24 protein-coding genes are annotated in these 20,714 nt (G+C 69.2%); 4 read left to right on the plus strand and 20 right to left on the minus strand.

The window, feature by feature from the left end; all coding sequences use genetic code 11:
- Positions 1 to 28 precede the first annotated feature (28 nt).
- From hisF to hisD, 10 genes are all read right to left on the minus strand, one after another.
- A complete protein-coding gene (gene hisF / locus ABZ796_RS12510) occupies positions 29 to 790 on the minus strand; it encodes an imidazole glycerol phosphate synthase subunit HisF (protein WP_357337226.1) in 762 nt (253 codons plus the stop codon).
- The gene (gene priA / locus ABZ796_RS12515; protein ID WP_357337227.1) at positions 787 to 1,536 is read right to left on the minus strand and encodes a bifunctional 1-(5-phosphoribosyl)-5-((5-phosphoribosylamino)methylideneamino)imidazole-4-carboxamide isomerase/phosphoribosylanthranilate isomerase PriA; all 750 of its coding nucleotides are present in this window, start codon (positions 1,534 to 1,536) and stop codon (positions 787 to 789) included. Before priA ends, hisF begins: the two co-directional genes overlap by 4 nt.
- Positions 1,537 to 1,604: 68 nt before the next feature.
- Positions 1,605 to 2,324 carry a VOC family protein gene (locus ABZ796_RS12520; RefSeq protein ID WP_357337228.1) on the minus strand — a complete coding sequence of 240 codons (720 nt, stop codon included), beginning with the start codon at positions 2,322 to 2,324 and terminating at the stop codon, positions 1,605 to 1,607.
- A gap of 280 nt (positions 2,325 to 2,604) precedes the next feature.
- Positions 2,605 to 3,069, minus strand: a complete 465-nt coding sequence (locus ABZ796_RS12525) for an SRPBCC family protein (protein ID WP_357337229.1) — start codon at positions 3,067 to 3,069, stop codon at positions 2,605 to 2,607.
- Positions 3,070 to 3,140: 71 nt separating this feature from the next.
- Positions 3,141 to 3,575, minus strand: coding sequence for a DUF1801 domain-containing protein (locus tag ABZ796_RS12530; protein WP_357337230.1), 435 nt, complete (start codon positions 3,573 to 3,575; stop codon positions 3,141 to 3,143).
- A gap of 9 nt (positions 3,576 to 3,584) precedes the next feature.
- A complete protein-coding gene (locus ABZ796_RS12535; RefSeq protein ID WP_357337231.1) occupies positions 3,585 to 3,917 on the minus strand; it encodes a hypothetical protein in 333 nt (110 codons plus the stop codon).
- A gap of 1 nt (position 3,918) precedes the next feature.
- On the minus strand, positions 3,919 to 4,563 hold the full coding sequence (gene hisH / locus ABZ796_RS12540) for an imidazole glycerol phosphate synthase subunit HisH (RefSeq protein WP_357337232.1): 645 nt from the start codon (positions 4,561 to 4,563) through the stop codon (positions 3,919 to 3,921).
- Entirely contained in the window at positions 4,560 to 5,174 is a 615-nt protein-coding gene (hisB, locus tag ABZ796_RS12545; protein ID WP_357337233.1) for an imidazoleglycerol-phosphate dehydratase HisB, read from the minus strand. The genes hisH and hisB overlap by 4 nt, the downstream gene beginning before the upstream one ends.
- The gene (locus ABZ796_RS12550; protein ID WP_357337234.1) at positions 5,171 to 6,268 is read right to left on the minus strand and encodes a histidinol-phosphate transaminase; all 1,098 of its coding nucleotides are present in this window, start codon (positions 6,266 to 6,268) and stop codon (positions 5,171 to 5,173) included. The genes hisB and ABZ796_RS12550 overlap by 4 nt, the downstream gene beginning before the upstream one ends.
- Positions 6,268 to 7,563 carry a histidinol dehydrogenase gene (gene hisD / locus ABZ796_RS12555; protein WP_357337235.1) on the minus strand — a complete coding sequence of 432 codons (1,296 nt, stop codon included), beginning with the start codon at positions 7,561 to 7,563 and terminating at the stop codon, positions 6,268 to 6,270. Before hisD ends, ABZ796_RS12550 begins: the two co-directional genes overlap by 1 nt.
- A gap of 126 nt (positions 7,564 to 7,689) precedes the next feature.
- On the opposite strand from hisD, the gene ABZ796_RS12560 reads away from it, so the two are divergent.
- The 3 genes from ABZ796_RS12560 (at position 7,690) to ybaK (ending at position 9,704) form a co-directional block, all read left to right on the plus strand.
- Positions 7,690 to 8,457, plus strand: coding sequence for a hypothetical protein (locus ABZ796_RS12560; RefSeq protein WP_357337236.1), 768 nt, complete (start codon positions 7,690 to 7,692; stop codon positions 8,455 to 8,457).
- A 78-nt stretch (positions 8,458 to 8,535) separates the two neighbouring features.
- Positions 8,536 to 9,204: an LON peptidase substrate-binding domain-containing protein gene (locus ABZ796_RS12565; protein WP_357337237.1), complete on the plus strand. Its 669-nt coding sequence runs from the start codon at positions 8,536 to 8,538 to the stop codon at positions 9,202 to 9,204.
- Positions 9,204 to 9,704, plus strand: a complete 501-nt coding sequence (gene ybaK, locus ABZ796_RS12570) for a Cys-tRNA(Pro) deacylase (protein ID WP_357337238.1) — start codon at positions 9,204 to 9,206, stop codon at positions 9,702 to 9,704. The genes ABZ796_RS12565 and ybaK overlap by 1 nt, the downstream gene beginning before the upstream one ends.
- Positions 9,705 to 9,716: 12 nt before the next feature.
- Here the strand turns inward: ybaK and ABZ796_RS12575 are convergent, their stop codons facing one another.
- Both ABZ796_RS12575 and dnaE read right to left on the minus strand, forming a co-directional pair.
- Positions 9,717 to 10,346 carry a hypothetical protein gene (locus ABZ796_RS12575; RefSeq protein WP_357337239.1) on the minus strand — a complete coding sequence of 210 codons (630 nt, stop codon included), beginning with the start codon at positions 10,344 to 10,346 and terminating at the stop codon, positions 9,717 to 9,719.
- Positions 10,331 to 13,915 (minus strand): DNA polymerase III subunit alpha, encoded by a 3,585-nt coding sequence (dnaE, locus tag ABZ796_RS12580; protein WP_357337300.1) that lies wholly within the window; start codon positions 13,913 to 13,915, stop codon positions 10,331 to 10,333. Before dnaE ends, ABZ796_RS12575 begins: the two co-directional genes overlap by 16 nt.
- Before the next feature lie 138 nt (positions 13,916 to 14,053).
- Between dnaE and mmuM the strand changes: the two genes are divergently transcribed.
- Positions 14,054 to 14,938: a homocysteine S-methyltransferase gene (gene mmuM / locus ABZ796_RS12585; RefSeq protein WP_357337240.1), complete on the plus strand. Its 885-nt coding sequence runs from the start codon at positions 14,054 to 14,056 to the stop codon at positions 14,936 to 14,938.
- Between the two features lie 41 nt (positions 14,939 to 14,979).
- Here the strand turns inward: mmuM and ABZ796_RS12590 are convergent, their stop codons facing one another.
- From ABZ796_RS12590 to pgeF, 8 genes are all read right to left on the minus strand, one after another.
- Positions 14,980 to 15,447 (minus strand): GNAT family N-acetyltransferase, encoded by a 468-nt coding sequence (locus ABZ796_RS12590; RefSeq protein WP_357337241.1) that lies wholly within the window; start codon positions 15,445 to 15,447, stop codon positions 14,980 to 14,982.
- On the minus strand, positions 15,425 to 16,366 hold the full coding sequence (locus tag ABZ796_RS12595) for an RluA family pseudouridine synthase (protein ID WP_357337242.1): 942 nt from the start codon (positions 16,364 to 16,366) through the stop codon (positions 15,425 to 15,427). Before ABZ796_RS12595 ends, ABZ796_RS12590 begins: the two co-directional genes overlap by 23 nt.
- Positions 16,363 to 16,914: a signal peptidase II gene (lspA, locus tag ABZ796_RS12600; protein WP_357337243.1), complete on the minus strand. Its 552-nt coding sequence runs from the start codon at positions 16,912 to 16,914 to the stop codon at positions 16,363 to 16,365. The genes ABZ796_RS12595 and lspA overlap by 4 nt, the downstream gene beginning before the upstream one ends.
- 29 nt (positions 16,915 to 16,943) lie before the next feature.
- Positions 16,944 to 17,372: a TraR/DksA family transcriptional regulator gene (locus tag ABZ796_RS12605; protein ID WP_091047579.1), complete on the minus strand. Its 429-nt coding sequence runs from the start codon at positions 17,370 to 17,372 to the stop codon at positions 16,944 to 16,946.
- A gap of 459 nt (positions 17,373 to 17,831) precedes the next feature.
- Entirely contained in the window at positions 17,832 to 18,599 is a 768-nt protein-coding gene (locus ABZ796_RS12610; protein ID WP_357337244.1) for a DivIVA domain-containing protein, read from the minus strand.
- Between the two features lie 152 nt (positions 18,600 to 18,751).
- Positions 18,752 to 19,237 carry a cell division protein SepF gene (gene sepF, locus ABZ796_RS12615; protein ID WP_357337245.1) on the minus strand — a complete coding sequence of 162 codons (486 nt, stop codon included), beginning with the start codon at positions 19,235 to 19,237 and terminating at the stop codon, positions 18,752 to 18,754.
- Positions 19,238 to 19,273: 36 nt separating this feature from the next.
- Entirely contained in the window at positions 19,274 to 19,978 is a 705-nt protein-coding gene (locus ABZ796_RS12620; protein WP_357337246.1) for a YggS family pyridoxal phosphate-dependent enzyme, read from the minus strand.
- Complete coding sequence (gene pgeF / locus ABZ796_RS12625) at positions 19,978 to 20,688, minus strand: peptidoglycan editing factor PgeF (RefSeq protein ID WP_357337247.1); 711 nt, start codon at positions 20,686 to 20,688, stop codon at positions 19,978 to 19,980. The genes ABZ796_RS12620 and pgeF overlap by 1 nt, the downstream gene beginning before the upstream one ends.
- Between the last annotated feature and the right edge of the window lie 26 nt (positions 20,689 to 20,714).

Here is a 20,714-nt window from a genome sequence, read left to right on the forward strand (position 1 = left end):
ACGGCGGGAAAGTGCGCGCGGCCGTCCGTCAGCGAACCGGCGCGCCGGCGCCGGAGAGCGCCTGCTTGACCTCGCCGATCCGCACCTTGCCGAAGTGGAAGATGGTGGCCGCCAGGACGGCGTCGGCGCCGGCCTCCACCGCGGGCGGGAAGTGCTCGGCCCTGCCCGCGCCGCCGGAGGCGATGACGGGGACGGTCACCTCGCTGCGTACGGCCTTGATCAGGTCGATGTCGAAGCCGTCCTCGGTGCCGTCCGCGTCCATCGCGTTGAGCAGGATCTCGCCGGCGCCGAGCTCGACGGCCTTCGCCGCCCATTCGATCGCGTCGATCCCGGCGGACTTGCGGCCGCCGTGGGTGGTGACCTCGAAGCCGGAGTCGGTGCCCGGCGCCCTCCGGGCGTCGACGGAGAGCACGAGCACCTGGTTGCCGAACCGGTCGGCGATCTCGGCGATCAGCTCGGGGCGGACGATGGCCGCGGTGTTGACCGCGATCTTGTCCGCGCCGGCCCGCAGCATCCGGTCCACGTCGTCGACACTGCGGATCCCGCCACCGACGGTGAGCGGGATGAAGACCTGCTCGGCGGTGCGGGTCACGATCTCCAGCGTCGTCGCCCGCCCCTCGTGAGAGGCGGAGATGTCGAGGAAGGTGAGCTCGTCGGCGCCTTCCTTGTCGTACGTCGCGGCCAGCTCCACCGGGTCGCCGGCGTCGCGCAGCTCCTTGAAGTTGATCCCCTTGACGACGCGACCGGCGTCGACGTCGAGGCAGGGGATGACGCGTACGGCAAGACTCATGACTGGTCCCCGCGCGGCCGGCCGAGGGTGAGATCGAGCGCCTCGGCGAGGTCCAGGGAACCGGTGTAGAGCGCCGTACCGGCGATCGCACCCTCCACACCGATCTCGACCAGGCCCATCAGCGCCTCGATGTCGTCGATCGTGGTCACTCCCCCGCTCGCCACGACCGGGCGATCGGTGGCCTCGCAGACCGCGCGCAGCAGGTCGACGTTGGGGCCCTGGAGCATGCCGTCCTTGTTGACGTCGGTGACGACGTAGCGCGCACAGCCCTCGGAGTCGAGGCGGGCGAGCGTCTCGTAGAGGTCGCCGCCTTCCTTGGTCCAGCCGCGCGCCGCGAGCGTCCGCCCGCGTACGTCCAGGCCCACCGCGACCCGGTCGCCGTAGGTCGCGATCGCCTGCCGGGTCCACTCCGGGTTCTCCAGCGCGGCGGTGCCGATGTTGACGCGGCGGCAGCCGGTCGCCATCGCGGCCTCGAGCGAGGCGTCGTCGCGGATCCCGCCGCTCATCTCGACCTTGATGTCGAGCTTGCCGACGATCCCGGCGAGGATCTCGCGGTTGTTGCCGTGGCCGAACGCGGCGTCGAGGTCGACCAGATGGATCCACTCGGCGCCGGTCTCCTGCCACCTCAGCGCGGCCTCGTAGGGATCGCCGAACCGCTTCTCCGACCCGTCCACGCCCTGGACCAGCTGCACCGCCTGCCCGCCCTTCACATCGACGGCCGGCAGGAGCTCGAGGTAGTCACCCATGGGCAAGATCCTATGTTCTGTACGCCACCACCCCTGCCCCGCCGTCGTGCTGCGAGACGGTTGCACCTTCAGCGAGGCGCCAGCACCTCGAACTCGTAGTCGTCAGGGTCCCTCAGCGTCGCCCACCGCCCACCACCGTACGTCTCGGCGACCACCGAGGCACCCAACCCGACGAGGCGTCGGATCTCGGCGGCGGGACCGGTGTCCTCGGGCGTGATCAGGTCGAAGCGGAACCGGTCCCGCGCACCACGCGGCACCGGTGGCGGCCCTCCCCAGGCGACCTTGGCACTGCCCGACGGGGTCGCGACCGCGGTCTCGCCGTCCTGGTCCCAGACCAGCGGCCAGCCGAGCGCGGCGCTCCAGAAGATCCCGGTCTCCCGCGACCCGTCCGCGGCGACCTCGCCGAGGAACCCGGTCCCGGCGAGCCAGCTGTTGCCGGCCGGGATCACGCACAGCTCGTTACGCTCCGGGTCACCCAGCACGATGTGGTCCTCGTCCGGCAGCCGCCCCACGTCCAGATGCGTGGCACCGAGACCGATCAGCCGGTCCACGGTCCGCTGCTGGTCATCCGGCAGCGTGCTGGTCAGATGCAGATGATGCGGGTTCGCCAGCCTCTTCGGCGCATCCGTGGGCACGAACCGGATCCAGAGGTCCTCGTCGGCCCGTGGCAGCAGCCTGATCTCCTCGTCCCTGATCTCGATCTCCCGACCCAGCACCGCCGCCCAGAACTCCGCGACCCGTTCCGGGTCGTTGGCATCGATGCAGATCCCGAACCGCCGAGGTTTCATGCCCGGCAACGTAAGAGATGGTCTGCCGCCTGCACAACCGGATTCCGGGGCCGCTCCGGTCACTCCACGTCCGCAGCGACATGGGCAGGTGCCTGCCGGGAAAGGCCGCGACGCGGGGTTAGGTTGATGCCTGTGCCAAGATCCCGCTTGAGTGGGACGGCAACGAGGAGCTGGCCGAGCAGGCCGCGCTCACCGGACTCAGCCGCCGGGTCACCGGCTCGATCGACCCGGACGACCGTGGTGGGACCGTCAACGGGTAGCTGGGACCTCGGAGCGCGGATCAGTCCGCGCGCGTCGCAGAGACGGCCGCCAGCTTGGCCAAGCCCTTCTCCATATCGGGCGCGATCGCCTTCTCCATCGAGTAGAACCTGAGCATCAACGCCATCACGCCGCTCACCGAGCCGGTGTGGGTCCAGGTCAGCTGCGTACCGTCGGCGACGCCGGCCAGGTCGAAGCTCACCGTGCTCCGGCTCTTGAACGGCTTGAGGAACTCCAGCGCGACCTCGATGTGCTCGGGCCTCGACTCGGTGATCTCCATCGAGCCTGCGCCCGCGCGCTTGTTGCCCGACCACGCATACCGCGCGCCGACACCCGAGTCGGCCCCGGAGTAGGTGCGCGTCATGTCCGGGTCGAGCTCCTCCCACGGCGACCAGGACGGCCACTCGTGGAAATCGTCGAGCAGCGCGTGAACGCGGCCGATGTCGCCCGGCAGCACCGCGGACCTGGAGACCTCGTAGTCGGTCATGTCATGACAATACATCCGGCGGCGACGAGCCGGGCCGCACTCAGTCACTCGCTGCCCGAGCGACGCGATGCTCAGCCCTCAGCGGCACGTTTGCCGTAGGTGCCGCCGGTCAAGGTGGCGTACGAGCGCCGGACGATCTCCTCGAGAACATTCGGATCGACCGCGGCAACGTCCTTGAGGTAGAGGCAGCCGACGCCGGTGGTGTGTGGGCCGAGGCGGGAGAGAAGCTCCTCATGGGCGGCGATGCCGTCGTTGAGGTAGATGACCGAAGCAGCCTTGCGCGGCGAGAAGGCGGCGGCCGGGGCGTCGCCCTCGGCCCCACTGGCGTACTTGTAGTGGTAGTCGCCGAAGCCCACGATGGCAGAGCCGAACATCCGTGGCTCCGTGCCGGTGACGCGCCGCATCAGCTCCAGCAGCGTGAGCGCGTCCCGCCGGCGAGCGGGAGACGAGACGGCCTCGACGAAACCCACGGGATCGGCGCCGGTCCAGGTCGTCTTGGCTGCCATCCGGCCACTTTAGCGGCGGAAGAGCAGCGTGTAGACCACTGGCGCGACCAGCACCGACGCGATGGCCGTGAAGACCACCGTGCCGACGTCCTCGGTGACGAGGTAGACCAGCGCGTTGAGCAGGAGCAGGACGACGATCAGGATCCGTACGTTGCGCCGCCGGCGCTCCGCGAGCGCACTGGCCGGCCGGGACCGGCGAGCCGGAACCCAGCCGAGGAACCGCTCACGCCGCGCGCGGCGTTCAGCGGACCTGGCTGCGGAGGCGGTCCGCTTCTCGGCCGCCTCCGCCGCCAACCGCTCGCGCTCGGCACGGGCCTTCGCCCGGGCTCCGGTCTGGGCCACCTCAGGCGGCCTTGAGCGACTGCACCCAGTTGCGCAGCACCGCTGCGCCGGCGTCGCCGGACTTCTCCGGGTGGAACTGGGTGGCGCTCAGCGGCCCGTTCTCGACGGCCGCGACGAACCGGTCGCCACCGTGCTCGGCCCAGGTGACCAGCGGCGCGACGGTGCGGTCGTTGGTGACCAGGGTCCAGTCGCGCACACCGTAGGAGTGCACGAAGTAGAACCGCTCCTTCTCGATGCCGGCGAACAGGCTCGTCCCGGACGGGACGTCCACCGTGTTCCAGCCCATGTGGGGCACGATCGGCGCCTGGAGACGCTCCACGACGCCGGGCCACTCGCCGCAGCCCTCGGTCTCGACGCCGTGCTCGATGCCGGTCTCGAAGAGGATCTGCATGCCGACGCAGATCCCCATGACCGGACGGCCACCGGCGAGCCGCCGGGCGATGATCCGCTCGCCGCGGATCGCGCGCAGCCCCTTCATGCAGGCCTCGAACGCACCCACGCCGGGCACCAGCAGCCCGTCGGCCGCCATCGCGGCGTCGAGGTCACCGGTCAACTCGACGGATGCGCCGGCGCGCTCGACGGCACGGACGGCGGAGCGTACGTTTCCGGACCCGTAGTCCAGGACGACGACGGAAGGCGCGCTCACAGCGCACCCTTCGTCGACGGGATCCCGGTCTCGCGCGGGTCGTAGGCGATCGCGTCGCGGAACGCCCGCGCGAAGGCCTTGAACTGCGTCTCCACGATGTGGTGCGGCTCGCGCCCGGCGAGCACGTTGACGTGTAGCGTCAGGTGGGCGTGGTGGGCGATGGAGTCGAAGACGTGCTGGGTCAGGGAACCGAGGTAGGGCACCCCGGAGCCGCCGAGCAGCACGTACTGCTGACCCTCCGGCTCACCGGTGTGGACCGAGTAGGGCCGCCCGGAGACGTCCACGACGCACCGCACCAGGGCCTCGTCGAGCGGGAGGGTCGCGTCGCCGAAGCGGCGGATGCCCTTCTTGTCACCCAGCGCCTGGCGCAGCGCCTGGCCGAGCACGATCGCGGTGTCCTCGACGGTGTGGTGGGCGTCGATGTGCACGTCACCCTCGGAGTGCACGGTCAGGTCGAGGAGGGAGTGCCGCCCGAAGGCGGTCAGCATGTGGTCGTAGAACCCCACACCCGTCGAGACGTCCACCCGTCCGGTGCCGTCGAGGTTCACCTCGACGACGACCTTCGACTCCGAGGTCTCCCGCTCGATCCGGGCGGTCCTTGCCGAACTCATGCGCGTGCTCCGTTCACATCGGTCAAAGCTTGCTTGAAGGCGTCCATCTCCTGCGGGGTGCCCACCGAGACCCGCAGCCATCCGTCGGGCCCGGTCTCGCGGATCAGCACGCCGCGGTCGAGCAGCCCCTGCCAGACCGCGTGCCGGTCGGCGTAGCGCCCGAAGAGGACGAAGTTGGCGTCCGAGTCGGCCACCTCGAGACTCTCTCCGCGCAGCCAGGTCACGAGCGCGTCGCGCTCCTCGCGCAGCGAGGCGACGTAGCCGAGCAGTTCCGGCGCGTGCCGGAGCGCCGCGCTCGCCGCCGCCTGGGTGACCGCCGAGAGGTGGTAGGGCAGACGTACGACACGGATCGCGTCACAGATCGCCGGGTCGGCCGCCAGGTAGCCGAGCCGCAGCCCGGCTCCGGCGAACGCCTTCGACATCGTGCGGGTGACCACGAGGTTGCGGTGCTCGGCGAGCAGCTCGAGCGCCGAGGGCACCCCGGTCCGCCGGAACTCGCCGTAGGCCTCGTCGACCACGACGATGCCGCCGTCTCCGACCGCCTCGCACAGCGCGGTGACCGCCTCCGGTGGCAGCGCGGTGCCGGTGGGGTTGTTGGGGCTCGGCAGCAGCACGACGTGGGGCCGGGTCTCCTCGACCAGCGCCCGCGCCTTCTCCAGATCGATCGCGAAGTCGCTCTCGCGGTGTCCCACGGTCCACTCGGTGTTGGTGTCGCGGGCGTACTCCGGATACATCGAGTACGTCGGCGCGAAGCTGATCGCGGTGCGGCCCGGACCACCGAAGGCCTGCAGCAGCTGCAGCATCACCTCGTTGGACCCGTTGGCCGCCCACACCTGCTCGGGCGTGATCTCCGCGTTCGGGACATCGGAGCGGAGGTACGCAGCCAGCCCCTCCCGCAGCGCGACGAACTCGCGGTCCGGGTAGCGGTTCAGCGTGCGCGCCGCCTCGCCGACACTGGCCGCGATGTCGGCGACCGTCTCCGCGGACGGCTGGTAGGGGTTCTCGTTGACATTGAGCTGGACCGGGACGTCCAGCTGCGGGGCGCCGTAGGGCTCGATCCCGGCGAGCTCGGCGCGGATCGGCGGCCAGCTCATCAGGAGAACCTCACCGACACGGCCGCGCCGTGACCGGGCAGGTCCTCGGCCTCGGCAAGCGTGACCACGTGGTCCTTGACCGCTGCGAGCCCCTCGCGGGAGTAGTCGACGACGTGGATCGACTTGGTGAAGGCCCGCACCGAGAGACCCGAGGAGTGGCAGGCGCAGCCACCGGTCGGCAGCACGTGGTTGGACCCGGCGCAGTAGTCACCCAGCGACACCGGGGCGTAGGAGCCGACGAAGATCGCGCCGGCGTTGCGGATCCGGCCGGCGACCCGGGCGGCATCGGCGGTGTGGATCTCGAGGTGCTCGGCGGCGTAGGCGTTGACGACGTCGACGCCCTGGTCGACGTCGTCGACGAGCACGATGCCCGACTGGGCACCGGTCAGCGACGTACGGATCCGCTCGACGTGCTTGGTCGCGGCGACCTGCTTCTCGAGCTCGGCCTCGACGTCGGCGGCCAGGGTCTCGGAGTCGGTGACCAGCACCGAGGCAGCCAGCGGGTCGTGCTCGGCCTGGGAGATCAGGTCGGCGGCGACGTAGGCCGCCTCGGCGGTGTCGTCGGCGAGGATCGCGATCTCGGTGGGACCGGCCTCGGAGTCGATCCCGACCTGCCCTTTGAGCAGGCGCTTGGCGGTGACGACGTAGATGTTGCCGGGACCGGTGACCATGTCGACGCGCTCGCAGGGGTCGACCCCGTAGGCGAACATCGCGATCGCCTGAGCGCCACCGACGGCGTAGACCTCGTCCACGCCGAGCAGCGCGCACGCGGCCAGGATGGTGGGCTGCGGCAACCCGCCGAACTCCTTCTGCGGCGGCGAGGCCAGCGCGATCGAGGGCACTCCGGCGACCTGGGCCGGGACGACGTTCATCAGCACCGAGGAGACCAGCGGGGCCAGCCCACCAGGCACGTAGAGCCCCACGCGCCCCACCGGCACCTTGCGGTGCGTCACCCGGGCGCCGGGCGCCAGATCGGTGACCGCGTCCTCCTCGAGCTCGGCGGCACAGGTCGTACGCAGACGGGCGATCGACTCCTCGAGGCCGGCCCGGATCGCCGGGTCCAGCTCGTCGAGGGCCTTGGTCAGCGCGGCGGCCGGGACCCGGATGTCCTCGACACGCACGCCGTCGAACTTCTCGGAGAACTCGGCGATCGCCTCCTGGCCGCGCTCGCGGACGGCGTCGATGATCGGCTGCACCGCATGAGTGGCCGCCTCGATGTCGAACTCGGCGCGCGGGACGGCGGCGCGGTAGTCAACAGTGGGGTCGGCGCCCCTGAGGTCGATGCGGCGAATCATGCCTCCAGTCTACGAGTCGGCGGGCCCCGGAGCCGATCTGCCGACGCCACGTGGACGCGGCCAGGAAGCGCATACGGCGCCCCGATCCGGGTACCCGGAGGACTGACCCACCGAAGGAGGATCGCCATGGCACGCCCTGGACTTTTCCACCGCGAGGACAAGCATGCCGACAAGAGCTACCCCGAGACCGACGTGAACCACGCCGAGGCGCGTGATCCCTATCCCGGCGGGCCCGCCGTCGTCGGCCACGACGACAGCGTCGAGCGCCCGTACCGGGCCAGCGACGCGGTCGGCCCTCTGCACGCCGGCGACCGTGCCGCCACCGACGTCGTGCACCACCGCCACACCGAGGACGGGCGCCGTGCCGCTCTGCACGACACCTATGGCGGCATCAACTGGGGCGCCTGCTTCTTCGGCTGGCTCGTCACAATCGGCGTCATCGTCCTGCTCGGTGCGGTCATCAGCGCCGTCGCCTCCGCGGTCGGCGCCGATCAGAACTGGACCCAGGCCGACCTGGAGTCGATGGCCGACTCCGCTGGCCTCGCGGCCGCGATCACGCTCGCCGTGGTGATGTTCATCGGCTACTTCGCCGGCGGGTACGTCGCTGCCCGGATGTCCCGCTTCGACGCCCGTCGTCAGGGCCTGGGCGTGTGGATCGTGGCCATCGCGGTGATGATCATCGCGGCCGTCGTGGGCGCGCTGTTCGGCTCGAGCTACGACATCATGCAGCAGGTCGACCTGCCCAACATGAGCGTGAGCACCGACCAGCTCGGCTGGGGCGCGCTGATCGCCGGCATCGTGCTCCTGGTCGTGATGCTCGCCGGGGCGCTCCTCGGCGCCGCGACCGGACAGCGCTACCACACCAAGATCGACCGGGCGGCGTACGACGACTGACCGCTCGGGCCGGTCGCGGGAGGACACACTGTGGGGTTCGCGGGCGGACACGCCCGCGGCCCCCATAGGTTGGTGCCCGTGAACGAGCGCCAGCGACTACCCATGTTCCCGCTCAACGCGGTCCTGTTTCCCGGCGTGACGCTCCCGCTGCGGGTCTTCGAGGACCGCTACCGCGCGATGGTGCACCACCTGCTCCGCCAGGAGGAGGAGGACCGCCACTTCGGCTCGGTGGCGATCCGCGAGGGCTATGAGGTCGGTGAGACCGGCGCCCAGTCGCTCTACCGCGTCGGGGTGAAGCTGCTGATCACCGAGGTGGAGAGGCACGACGACGGCTCCTTCGACCTCGAGGTGCTCGCGGTCGACCGGATCCGGATGGACAGCCTGGTCAGCTCGGGCGACTTCCCCGTCGCCGATGTCGAGGACCTCCCCGAGGATCACGTCGCGGTCCCGAGCGCCATCGTCGACACCGCGCGAGCGACCTTCACCGCCTACCGGGCGGCGCTGCTGGAGTTCCGCGAGGACCCGTTCACCGGCTCGCTCCCCAAGGACCCGGAGTTCCTCTCCTGGACCATCTCGGCCACCACTCCCCTGCCGATGCCCGACCGGCAGGCGCTCCTGGAGGCACCCGACGCCAGCGTACGCCTCGGCATGGCCACCGACCTGCTCCGCTCCGAGCTCAAGGCGATGAACGTCATCCCCTCGCTACCCGCGACCGAGGTCGCCCGCACGAAGTGGTCCCCCAACTGATGCCGAAGAAGCAAGCCGGGAAACGGGCCGGCGGAGGCACTCCGGCGACCCTCGCCCTCACTCGGGCCGGCATCGACTACACCCTGCACCCCTACGAGCACGATCCGCGCACCGAGTCCTACGGGCTGGAGGCCGCCGAGGCCCTCGGCGTCGAGCCGAGGCGGGTCTTCAAGACGCTGATGGCCTCCCTGGACGGGAAGCTCGTCGTCGGCATCGTCCCCGTCACCGGCCAGCTCGACCTCAAGGCGCTGGCCCGTGCACTGGGCGGCTCGAAGGCGCAGATGGCCGAGGTGAGCGCAGCCGAGCGCGCGACCGGCTACGTCGCCGGCGGGATCTCCCCCGTCGGCCAGAAGCGTGCCCATCCGACGGTCGTGGACGAGTCCGCGACGACGTACGACTCGGTCTACGTCTCCGGCGGGCGGCGCGGCCTGGACATCGAGCTCTCTCCCACCGACCTGATCGAGATCACGAACGCCACCACGGCCCCCATCGCCAGGTGACCCCCGCCGAACTCACCGTTCGGTCCGGGCCTGCTGTCCGTCGAGCTCATGGTCCTCTTGAGGGTGCGGCGCCCACATCAAGAAGATCACCATCAGCGCCAGCATCGCCGAGCCCGGGACGAGCAGGACCAGCCACGGCGAGGCCAGCTGGAAGCTGTCCTGGAGCACGGTGCCGTCGGCGGCACCCTTGGCGAGAGCGTTCGGGTCCTCAGGGGAGAGCAGCGAGGTGACCAGCAGCATCAGACCGCCACCGATCGCACCGCCGACCACCAGGGCGGCGAGGGTGACCAGCTCGGAGCGGTTGAGCCAGACCGCGGCGGCGATGCCGACCAGCAGGCCGAGCACGATCGCGCAGACCGAGAACCAGGCGGTCGCGGCGAAGACGGCCTGATCGATGTTCTGCCCGATGGCGGGCGGGTCGATAGAGATGAGCCCCCGATACCACTTGTCCTCGAGCACCATCCCGGTCGGCGGGGTCCACAGCGTCGCGGCGGCGAGACCCGCGGCGAGGCCGCCGACGATGAAGGCGGCCACGATGATGGCCACCTGGACCAGCACCGGGCGGGACAGATCGGGGCGGGTGGAGCGGCGGCTGGTCGCGTAGAGACTGGGCGGCGGCGGCACGATCAGATTGTCAGGCATCCTGGTCCGAGGAGGTGTTTGAGGTCGGCGAACAGCTCGGGAGTCGGTGCCACCCGCAGCCGGTCATCGAGCTTCATGACCCGGGTCGCGTCCCGTGTCATCAACCGTAGCCTGACCTCGGCTACTCCGGGATAGGTGGTCAGTACGTCGCGCAGCCCCGCGATCACCTGCGGCGTGCACCGCGTCGACGGCAGCGAGATCACCACCGGTCCACCAGCGGCACCCGGGCCGCCGGTCAGATCGGGGACGGTGACCTCCTGGCCACGCAGCTCGGGCTGGTCCTTGTCGCGGGAGAGCTGGCCCTTGACGCGGATGATCGAGTCCTCGACCAGGTGCGGCGCGGCGAGCTGGTAGGAGGACGGGAAGAGCAGCACCTCAACCGAGCCCTCGAGGTCCTCCAGGGTCACCGTCGCCCAGGCGTCGCCCTTCTTGGTGATGCGCCGGTTGACGTTGGTGACCAGCCCGGAGACCGTGACGGTGGTGTTGTGAGGCCGTGACTCATCGGTCATCAGCTGACCGATGGTGCAGTCGGTGCCGTTGGCGAGGACATGCTCCAGGCCCATCAGCGGATGGTCGGAGACGTAGAGGCCGAGCATCTCTCGCTCGTGTCCGAGCAGGGTCATCTTGTCCCACTCGTCCATCTCGGGGATGGTCACCGAGATCCCGAAGTCACCGCCGTCGGCCTCGTCGAGCCCGCCGAAGAGCGAGTCCTGGCCGATCGCCTCGTTGCGCTTGATGTCGATGTACTGGTCCACCGCGGTCTCGTGGATCGCCACCAGCGAGCGGCGCAGGTGCTTCATGTCGTCGAAGGCGCCGGCCTTGATCAGCGACTCGATCACGCGCTTGTTGCAGACCCGGTCGGGCACCTTGGCGAGGAAGTCGTTGAAGTCCTCGAAGCGGCCCTTGGAGGTGCGTGCCTCGACGATCCCGTCGACGACCTGGGCGCCGACGTTGCGGACCGCGGTCAGGCCGAAGCGGATGTCGGTGCCGACCGCGGTGAAGTCGTGGGCGGACTCGTTGACGTCGGGCGGCAGCACCGCGATCTTCATCCGGCGACACTCGTTGAGGTAGATCGCCATCTTGTCCTTGTCGTTCTTGACCGAGGTCAAGAGCGCGGCCATGTACTCCGTCGGGTAGTTGGCCTTCAGGTAGGCCGTCCAGTAGGTGACCACGCCGTAGGCCGCCGAGTGCGACTTGTTGAAGGCGTAGTCGGAGAACGGCAGCAGGATCTCCCAGATCGTGTCGATCGCCTTCTGGGAGTAGCCACGCTCCAGCATGCCGGCCTGGAAGCCGGCGTACTGCTTGTCGAGCTCGGCCTTCTTCTTCTTGCCCATCGCGCGACGCAGGTTGTCGGCCTGTCCGAGCGAGAAGCCGGCCAGGACCTGGGCGATCGACATCACCTGCTCCTGATAGACGATCAGGCCGTACGTCTCCCCCAGCACCTCTGCGAGCGGCTTCTCGAGCTCGGGGTGGATCGGCACGATCGGCTCGCGGCCGTTCTTGCGGTGGGCGTACTTGTTGTGGGAGTCGGCACCCATCGGGCCGGGCCGGTAGAGCGCGGAGACCGCGGTGATGTCGGCGAACCGGTCGGGCAGCATCGAGCGCAGCAGCGCCCGCATGCCACCACCATCGAGCTGGAAGACGCCGAGCGTGTCGCCACGCTGCATCAGCTCGTAGGTCGCCTTGTCGTCGAAGGGGACGTCCTCGAGCACCAGGTCGATGTCGCGGTTGGCGCGGATGTTGCCGAGCGCGTCCTCGAGGGTGTGCAGGTTGGAGAGGCCCAGGAAGTCCATCTTGACCAGGCCGAGCGCCTCGCAGGTCGGATACTCGAACTGCGTGACCACCTGGCCGTCCTGCTTGGGCTCCATCAGCGGGACGATGTCGATGATCGGCTCGGAGGCCATGATCACGCCGGCCGCGTGGATGCCGGTCTGCCGGATCTGGCCCTCGAGGCCGAGCGCCGTCTCATAGATCTTGCGGACGTCGGGGTCGGTGTCGTGCAGGGCCCGGAAGTCGCCGCCCTCGCCGTAGCGCTTGTGGTCGGGGTTGAACAGCTCCTTGAGCGGCACTCCCTTGCCCATCACGTCGGGCGGCAGCGCCTTGGTGATCCGGTCGCCGATCGCGAAGCCGTGGTCGAGGATGCGAGCGGCGTCCTTGATCGCCTGCTTGGCCTTGATCCGCCCGAAGGTGGCGATCTGGGCGACCTTCTCCGCGCCGTACTTCTCCGTGACGTACTTGATCGTCTCGCCGCGTCGATGGTCGTCGAAGTCGATGTCGAAGTCGGGCATCGAGGGACGCTCGGGGTTGAGGAACCGCTCGAAGAAGAGTCCGTGCTCGAGCGGGTCGAGATCGGTGATCCGCAAGGCGTACGCCACGATCGAGCCGGCACCGGAACCACGGCCCGGTCCGATCCGGATGCCGTTGTCCTTGGACCACTGGATGAAGTCGGCGACCACCAGGAAGTAGCCCGGGTAGCCCTTCTGCAGGATGACGTCGATCTCGAACTCGACGCGGTCGCGGACCTCCTGGGTCGTCTTCTCGCCCGGGTAGCGTAGCTCGATGCCGCGCCAGGTCTCCTTGCGCAGCCACGACTCCTCGGTCTCGCCCTCGGGGATGTCGGCGAGCGCCATGTAGCCACCGGTCGACTCGGTGAACTGCACATCGCAGCGCTCGGCGATCAGCAGGGTGTTGTCGCAGGCCTCGATGAGGTCCTGCTGGCCCCACAGCTCGCGCATCTCGGCGGCGGTCTTGATGTAGTAGCCGCTGCCTTCGAACGCGAACCGCTTGCCGCCCTTGGAGTAGGGCGGCTCGGTCATCCGGCTGCCCGACTGGACGCACAGCAGCGCCTCGTGGGCGCCGGCGTCCTCGGGGTTGTTGTAGTGGGAGTCGTTGGTCGCGACCGGACGGATGTTCATGGCCTTGCCGAGCTTGAGCAGGTCGTCGCGGACCCGCTTCTCGATGGAGATGCCGTGGTCCATCAGCTCGAGGAAGACGTTGTCCTTCCCGAAGATGTCCTGCAGCTCACCGGCCTCCTTGAGCGCCTCGTCCCACTGGCCCAGCCGGAGCCGGGTCTGGATCGCGCCCGAGGGGCAGCCGGTGGAGACGATGATCCCCTTGGAGTGCTCGGCGAGGATCTCCTTGTCCATCCGCGGCTTGAAGTAGTAGCCCTCCAGGCTGGAACGGCTGGAGAGCCGGAAGAGGTTGTGCATCCCCTCGGTGTTCTCCGCCCACATCGTCATGTGGGTGTAGGCGCCACCGCCCGAGACGTCGTCGCCGCCCTCCTGGGCCGCATCGCCCTTGCCCCACCGCACCCGCTTGCGCTCCGAGCGCGGGGTGTTCGGGGTGATGTAGGCCTCGATGCCGATGATCGGCTTGACGTCGTGGGCCTTCGCCTTCTTCCAGAAGTCGTAGGCCCCGTGCATGTTGCCGTGGTCGGTCATCGCGATCGCCGGCATCTCGAGCTCGCTGGTCCGCTTGAAGAGACCATCGAGAAGCGAGGCACCGTCCAGCATCGAGTATTCGGTGTGGACGTGCAGGTGGACGAAAGAGTCCTTGGAGCCGGCCGCCATTGGCGTGGAGCCCTCCTCGAGGTCGAACGGATGGAGCGGGCGCAGGAGCCCGCGCAAACGGACGACCTGGGGGAAGGACTACAGACTATCTGGCGCCACCGACAGTTTTTCGGGCGGCTGGCCGTACAGTCTTGAGTTGTGGTGACGATCCTCGACGGCGGCCTGTCCAACGCGCTGGAAGCACGCGGTCACGACGTCTCCGGCGCTCTCTGGACGGCCCGGCTGCTGGACGAGTCGCCCGCCGAGATCGCCGCGGTCCATCGCGCCTACTTCGCCGCCGGCGCCGACGTCGCCACTACCGCCAGCTACCAGGCCAGCGTGCCCGGTTTCGTGGAGGCCGGGATGACCCAGACGTACGCCACCGAGCTGCTGCGCCGCAGCGTCCGGGTCGCGCGTGAGGTCGCCCAAGAGGCCCCCGGGCGCCTGGTCGCGGCCTCTATCGGACCCTATGGCGCCTACCTGGCCGACGGGTCGGAGTACCGCGGCCGCTACGGAGTCTCGGCGAGCGTGCTGCGTGACTTCCACGCGCCCCGGCTGGCGCTGCTCGAGACCGAGGATCCCGACCTGATCGCGGTCGAGACCATCCCCGACATCGAGGAGGCCGAGGTGCTCGTCGACCTCCTCGACGACATCGGCCTCCCGGTCTGGTTCTCCTACTCGTGTGCCGGCACCCGAACCCGTGCCGGCCAGCCCCTGGCCGACGCGCTGTCGCTGGCCGCCGGCATCCGCTCCCTAGTCGCCGTCGGCGTCAACTGCTGCGACCCGGCCGACGTCCCCGCCGCCGTCCAGCTGGCCACCGCCACCGGCGAGCCCGCCGTCGTCTACCCCAACACCGGCGAGACCTACGCCGACGGCGCCTGGACCGGCACCCCTCACTTCCGCCCCGGCGAGGCCCTCTCCTGGGTGCGTTCCGGCGCCGCGTACGTCGGCGGCTGCTGCCGCGTCGGCCCCGCCGAGATCGCTCTCATCGCCGCCGAGACGTCAGTTCTGCAGGCCGAGGCGTCAGGTACGTCGGCCGAGTAGGCATCGGGGTGCCGCCTCGGCCGACGCGGGTGACGCCTCGGCTAGGGCCAGGCCATGCGTACGTCGGGGGTCTTCTCCTGGTTGGCGGAGCCATCGGTGCGCTCGACCTCACCCAGCCCGTGGCGGGCGTAGAAGGCTCGCGCGGGGGTGTTCATCTCGAAGACCCACAGACCGAAGCCGTCGGGGGCCAGCGACTTCACCAGGTCGAGCAGCATGCTGCCGAGGCCGGTGCCCTGGGCTCGGGGGTGGACGAAGAGGTCGTCAAGCCAGGTCGGGGTGAAGGCGACGAAGGCCGCCACGACTCCGGCGACCTCCGCGACCCACACCTGCGACCCCTTCTGGGGCGCCAGGACCTTGACGGCGAGCCACTCCCGGATGTCCGACTCCGGGTAGATCGGCGCCGGCATCGGCGCGGCGGCACGGGCCTCGACGTAGGTGCGGACGATCTCGGCGATGTCCTCGGCCTCCGCGGGACGGAGCACCGCCTCAGTGGGAGTCGCGGATGACATCGAGCGCGTGCTGGAGATCGTCGGGGTAGGTCGACTCGAAGGTGACGTACTCACCGGTCTCCGGATGCTCGAAGCCGAGCTGCACCGCGTGCAGCCACTGCCGCTCGACCCCGACGCGCCGCGCCAGGGCGGGATCGGCACCGTAGGTGAGGTCGCCGACGCACGGGTGCTTCAGCGCCGACATGTGGACGCGGATCTGATGGGTGCGCCCGGTCTCGAGGTGGATCTTGAGCAGCGAGGCGAACCGGTGCGCCTCGAGCGTCTCGTAGTGGGTCACCGACTGACGTCCGTCCGCGCGGACCGCGAACTTGTAGTCGTACTTCGGGTTGCGCCCGATCGGGGCGTCGATCGTCCCCTCGAGCGGGTCGGGGTGGCCCTGGACCAGCGCGTGGTAGGTCTTGTCGACCGTACGCTGCCGGAACGCGTTCTTGAGGACGGAGTAGGCGTGCTCGGACTTGGCGATCACCATCACGCCCGAGGTGCCGACATCGAGGCGCTGGACGATGCCCTCGCGCTCCTTGGCCCCCGAGGTGGAGATCCGGAACCCGGCCGCGGCGAGGTGGCCGACGACGGTCTGCCCCTGCCAGCCCGGCGAGGGATGGACGGCCACGCCGACGGGCTTGTCGATCACCACGAAGGCGTCGTCGTCGTAGATGATCTTGATGCCCTCGACGATCTCGGGCTTGATCTCCAGCGGGTCGGCCTGTGACGGGATCGTCGCGTCGAGCATCGATCCGGCACTGACCCGGTCGCTCTTGGCCACGACCGAGCCGTCCACGGTCACCAGCCCCTCGGAGATCAGCTCCGCCGCACGGGTGCGGGACAGGCCGAAGAGCCGCGCCATGGCGGCATCGACCCGCTCCCCCTCCAGACCGTCGGGAACGTGCAGCGTGCGCTGGTCGGCGTGACCGAAGTTCACTTCGACTCGCCCTCGGACTCGTCCTTCGACGCCTCGGCCGGCTCGTCCGCCTCGTCCGCGGCACCACCGTCGACCGACCCGTCGAGCCCGATCCCCTTGAACGAGAGGATGACGATCAGCACCGCGGCCACGTTGATGCACATGTCGGCGACGTTGAAGATCGGCCAGTTGGGCAGCTGCAGGAAGTCGACCACGTGCCCGACGTAGAAGCCGGGCTCACGCAGCAGCCGGTCGATCAGGTTGCCGCTGATGCCGGCGACCAGGATGCCGAGCGCGAAGGCCCAGCCCCGGTGGCGCACCCGGCGCGCGAACCAGAGCACACCGATCGTGGCCGCGATCGAGAGCGTCGTGAAGACCCAGGTGTAGCCGGTCCCCGTCGAGAAGGCCGCGCCCGGGTTGCGGATGATGTTGAGCTGGAGCACCGAGCCGACCAGCTCCTGCGGCTGCCCCGGAACGAGCGTCGCGACCGCCCAGAGCTTCGTGATCTGGTCGATGACCAGCAGAAACACTGCGACGGTCGCGAACTCGGCCCATCGAACAGGGCGCACGTCGGACTCAGGACCGGTATGTGCGTCGCTCAGCGACGCTCCTCGCGCTGCTTGCATGTCATGCACAGTGTGGCACGCGGGAACGCCATGAGCCGCATCTTGCCGATCGGCTCCCCACACGACTCACAGATGCCGTACGAGCCGTCCTCGAGGTATCCCAGGACACGCTCGATCTGGGCCAGCTTGTCCTTCTCACTGTTGACCACGGTCAGCTCGTGGTCACGCTCGAAGCTGGTCGCCCCCATGTCGGCCTGGTCCTGGCCTGCGCCGTCGCCGGAGTCCTTCATCAGGCCGGAGAGCTCGGTCTCGAGGGCGGTGAGCACCTCGAGGCTGTGAGCCCTCATCTCGTGAAGCTCGTCGATGACCTCGTTGAGCTCATCCTTCGTCCATGGGTCCTCACCATCCTTGACCTTCAGCTGGTCAGGAGAGACGACGGTCTTGGTTGCTTTCTTAGGCACGGCACTCGCTTTCTGGTGTGAGACACGGCCCCCGGGCCGCACGGTGGTCAGGTTTGGCTAGGCGCTCGCCGCGGCCACCGACGTGGAAGCCGTGACGTAGGAGCTGGTATTCCCAGAAAGCTCGGGCGTCGTCACCTGGACGCGCCCGACGGCCGCGCTGGCGCGACACCTCATCGGTACAGACATGGAGTCCCCTTTCTCCTGCCGTCACTTCGCGCCGCCGAGTCGGTGCGGAGTGCGTGCCCGGAATGTAGCCCGGGATTCGGCTCCGCTCAACTAACACACCGAAACTCCACGGATATTGGTCCGTAGCGCGGAAAAACCGCACAATCCACGTACAGGACCCACCTCACCTGCTACAACGCGTTCTCTGCGCCGTACCCGTTGCCGGGCGCGGACATGCGCATCGGCCGGCCCCGCGACGCGGGACCGGCCGATGGAAGTCTGACTACGAGGGCCTCAGCCCTCGTCCTCCCCCAGGATGGAGCGCAGACGCTTGGGCGCCGGGCCCGACTCGTTGACGGCGGCCGCCATCACGGGCGCCTGTGACTCAGCCGAGTTGTTGAGCGCGTCGAGCTGCTGCGTGAAGTAGCTCTTCAGGCGGGAACGGTACTCCCGCTCGAAGTTGCGCAGGGTGTCGACCTCGGTGGTCAGGTTGTCCTTCTCGCGCTCCAGCTCGCCGAAGAGCTGCTGGCGACGCTCGGCGGTCTCGCTGTCGAGCATCTGCGCACGGGTGCGCGCGTCAGCCTCCATGCGGTCGGCCTTCGACTTCGACTCGGCCTCGAGGCGCTCGGCCTTGGTGCGGGCCTCGCCGACGATCTTGTCGGCGTCGTTCTTGGCCGTGTCGATGAGCGCGTCGTGGTTGCGCGTGGCCAGCTCGAGCAGGCGCGCGGCGGCGTTGGACGCCTCCGGCACGGTCTCGACCCGGATCGTCTCGATGCCGCCGGTCTGCGGTGCCTCCTGGTACATCGGCACCTGGTGCGAGACCGGCTCAGGTGCCGGCATCGGCTCAGGAGCAGGCGGCTCGGGAGCCATCGGGAAGGACGGACCCCCACCCGACTGCGCAGATGCCAACTTCCCGCGAAGGTCGTCGTTCTCCCGGGTGAGACGTGCCAGTTCGGCCTCGACCTCGTCGAGGAACTGGTCCACCTCGCCCATGTCGTAGCCCTCGCGGAGCCGGACGGGAGTAAAGCGCTTGTTGCTCACGTCCTCTGGCGTCAGCGGCATGACCTCACCCATTCATTACTCGGTTGACTCAGACGTACGGACTGCACCGCCGGGGGGCGGCATCAGGTAATGCTGTCGAAACTCTAGCGCCTGTCCGTAGACATGCCAGACGCGGACCGCATCCAGGCACCTACGAGCAGGTGTCGAAGGCCTCAGCTCTGGTTGAAGAAGCCGCCCTCAACGATCCTCTGCTTGGCCTCAGCCGTGACCGAAACGTTCGCAGGTGAGATAAGAAACACCTTGTTGGTGACCCTCTCGATGTTCCCATAGGTAGCAAAGATCAGGCCGGCCGCAAAGTCGACGAGCCGTTTTGCGTCCGGATCGTTCATCTCGGTGAGGTTCATGATCACCGGCGTACCGTCGCGGTAGTTCTCGCCGATCTGACGCGCTTCGTTGTAGGACGTCGGGGTCAGCGTGATGATCTTGGAAAGCTCTGTCACTGCAGGCACCACCGTTGCTCGTCGCCGCTCGGAAAGATCAGCGACCGGGGCCGGGCGTGACTGCTTCGACCGCGCCGAAGCCTTGACGGGCTCGTGGGAACGGGTCTCGTCGTCGTCACCTTCGTAGACATCGTCGTCATACCCGGTGTCCTCCAGCAGGCCGAGGTATTCACCGAACCTGCGCATCGCGCCGCTCATGCTGCCACCTTCCCCAAAGTATTGCTGACCGAGACATTACTTGACAGTTGGCCTCTCTCCGAGGACCGCAGACCCGACACGTACGTGTGTCGCGCCATGGGCAATCGCCTGTTCCAGGTCTCCGCTCATCCCCGCCGACAGCACCGTCGCCTCGGGATACTCGACCAGAAAGTCCTCTCGGATCCGCGCCAGCCGGACGAAAGCCTGCTCCGGATCCTCACCGAGAGGCGCCACTGCCATCAGACCCCGCAGCCGGAGCCCGTCGGTCGCCACCACCTCAGCCGCCAGGTCCCGTACGTCACCGGGATCCGTCCCGGCACGACCCTCGCGTCCGGGCGGGTCGAGGGAGACCTGCAGGAGCACGTCGAGGATCTGGCCGCGCTCTCCCGCACCGCGGCTGAGCCGCGGCAGCAGCGAGGAGCGGTCGACGGACTCGACCACGTCGGCGTAGCCGGCCACGGCGGCCGCCTTGTTGGACTGCAGACCGCCGATGTAGTGCCAGCGCAGCCCGAGGTCGGCACACTCGGCCGCCTTGGCCGCCGCCTCCTGGTGGCGGTTCTCGCCGACGTCGGTGACGCCGAGGCCGGCCAGGATGCGTACGTCGGAGGCGGGGAAGAACTTGGTGACCACCACCAGGTGGACGTCGTCGGCGGGGCGTCCGGCGGCCTTGGCCGCCACCGCGATCCGCTCGCGGGTCTCGGCGAGGCCCGCGGCGATCTCATCGGCGCGATCGGTCGCCATCAGGCACCACGCAGCCGAATCAGGGCGCCCAGCGACATGCCGGCGCCGTCACGGCGGTAGGAGTAGAGGTCTTCGGACTCGCGGGTGCAGCGGCTGGCGTCGACCGTCTCGACGCCCTCGCGGGCCAGCTGGGCGAGCACTCCGGCGCCGACGTCGAGACTCGGGGTGCCCCAGCTCGTGGTGGCACGCGTGGCGGGCTCGACCGCGGCGATCTCCGCCTGCATCTCGGCAGGCACCTCGTAGCACTTGCCGCACACGTGCGGTCCGACCCAGGCGGTGATCCGGGTCGCGCCGAGCGCGCGCATCCGGGCGACGGTCTCGGGCACGACCCCGACCGCCATCCCCTTGCGTCCGGCGTGCGCCGCACCGATGACCCCGGCCGCCTCGTCCGCGAACAGCACGGGTACGCAGTCGGCGGCGCGGACCAGCAGCACCAGGTCACGCTCCGTGGTGACGATGCCGTCCGCCTCGGGGCGGGTGCCGCACTCCGCGTCGACGACCGCGTTGCCGTGGACCTGGTAGAGGTCGGCATAGGGCGCACCGTCGGCGAAGTCGGCCAGCAGCAGCCGATGGTTCTCGGCCTTCGCGTCGGTCGAGTCCGAGCCGTTGACCGCCAGGTTGAGCTCGGCGTACGGAGCAGGACTGACCCCGCCGTACCTGTCGGTGAACGCCAGGTCGACGAGGCCTGCTGAGGCTCGGAACGAATACAAGAAGGGACCTACTTCGAGCTGTGCTT

The organism is Nocardioides sp. NPDC047086, assembly GCF_040643685.1.
GTDB lineage: Bacteria > Actinomycetota > Actinomycetes > Propionibacteriales > Nocardioidaceae > Nocardioides.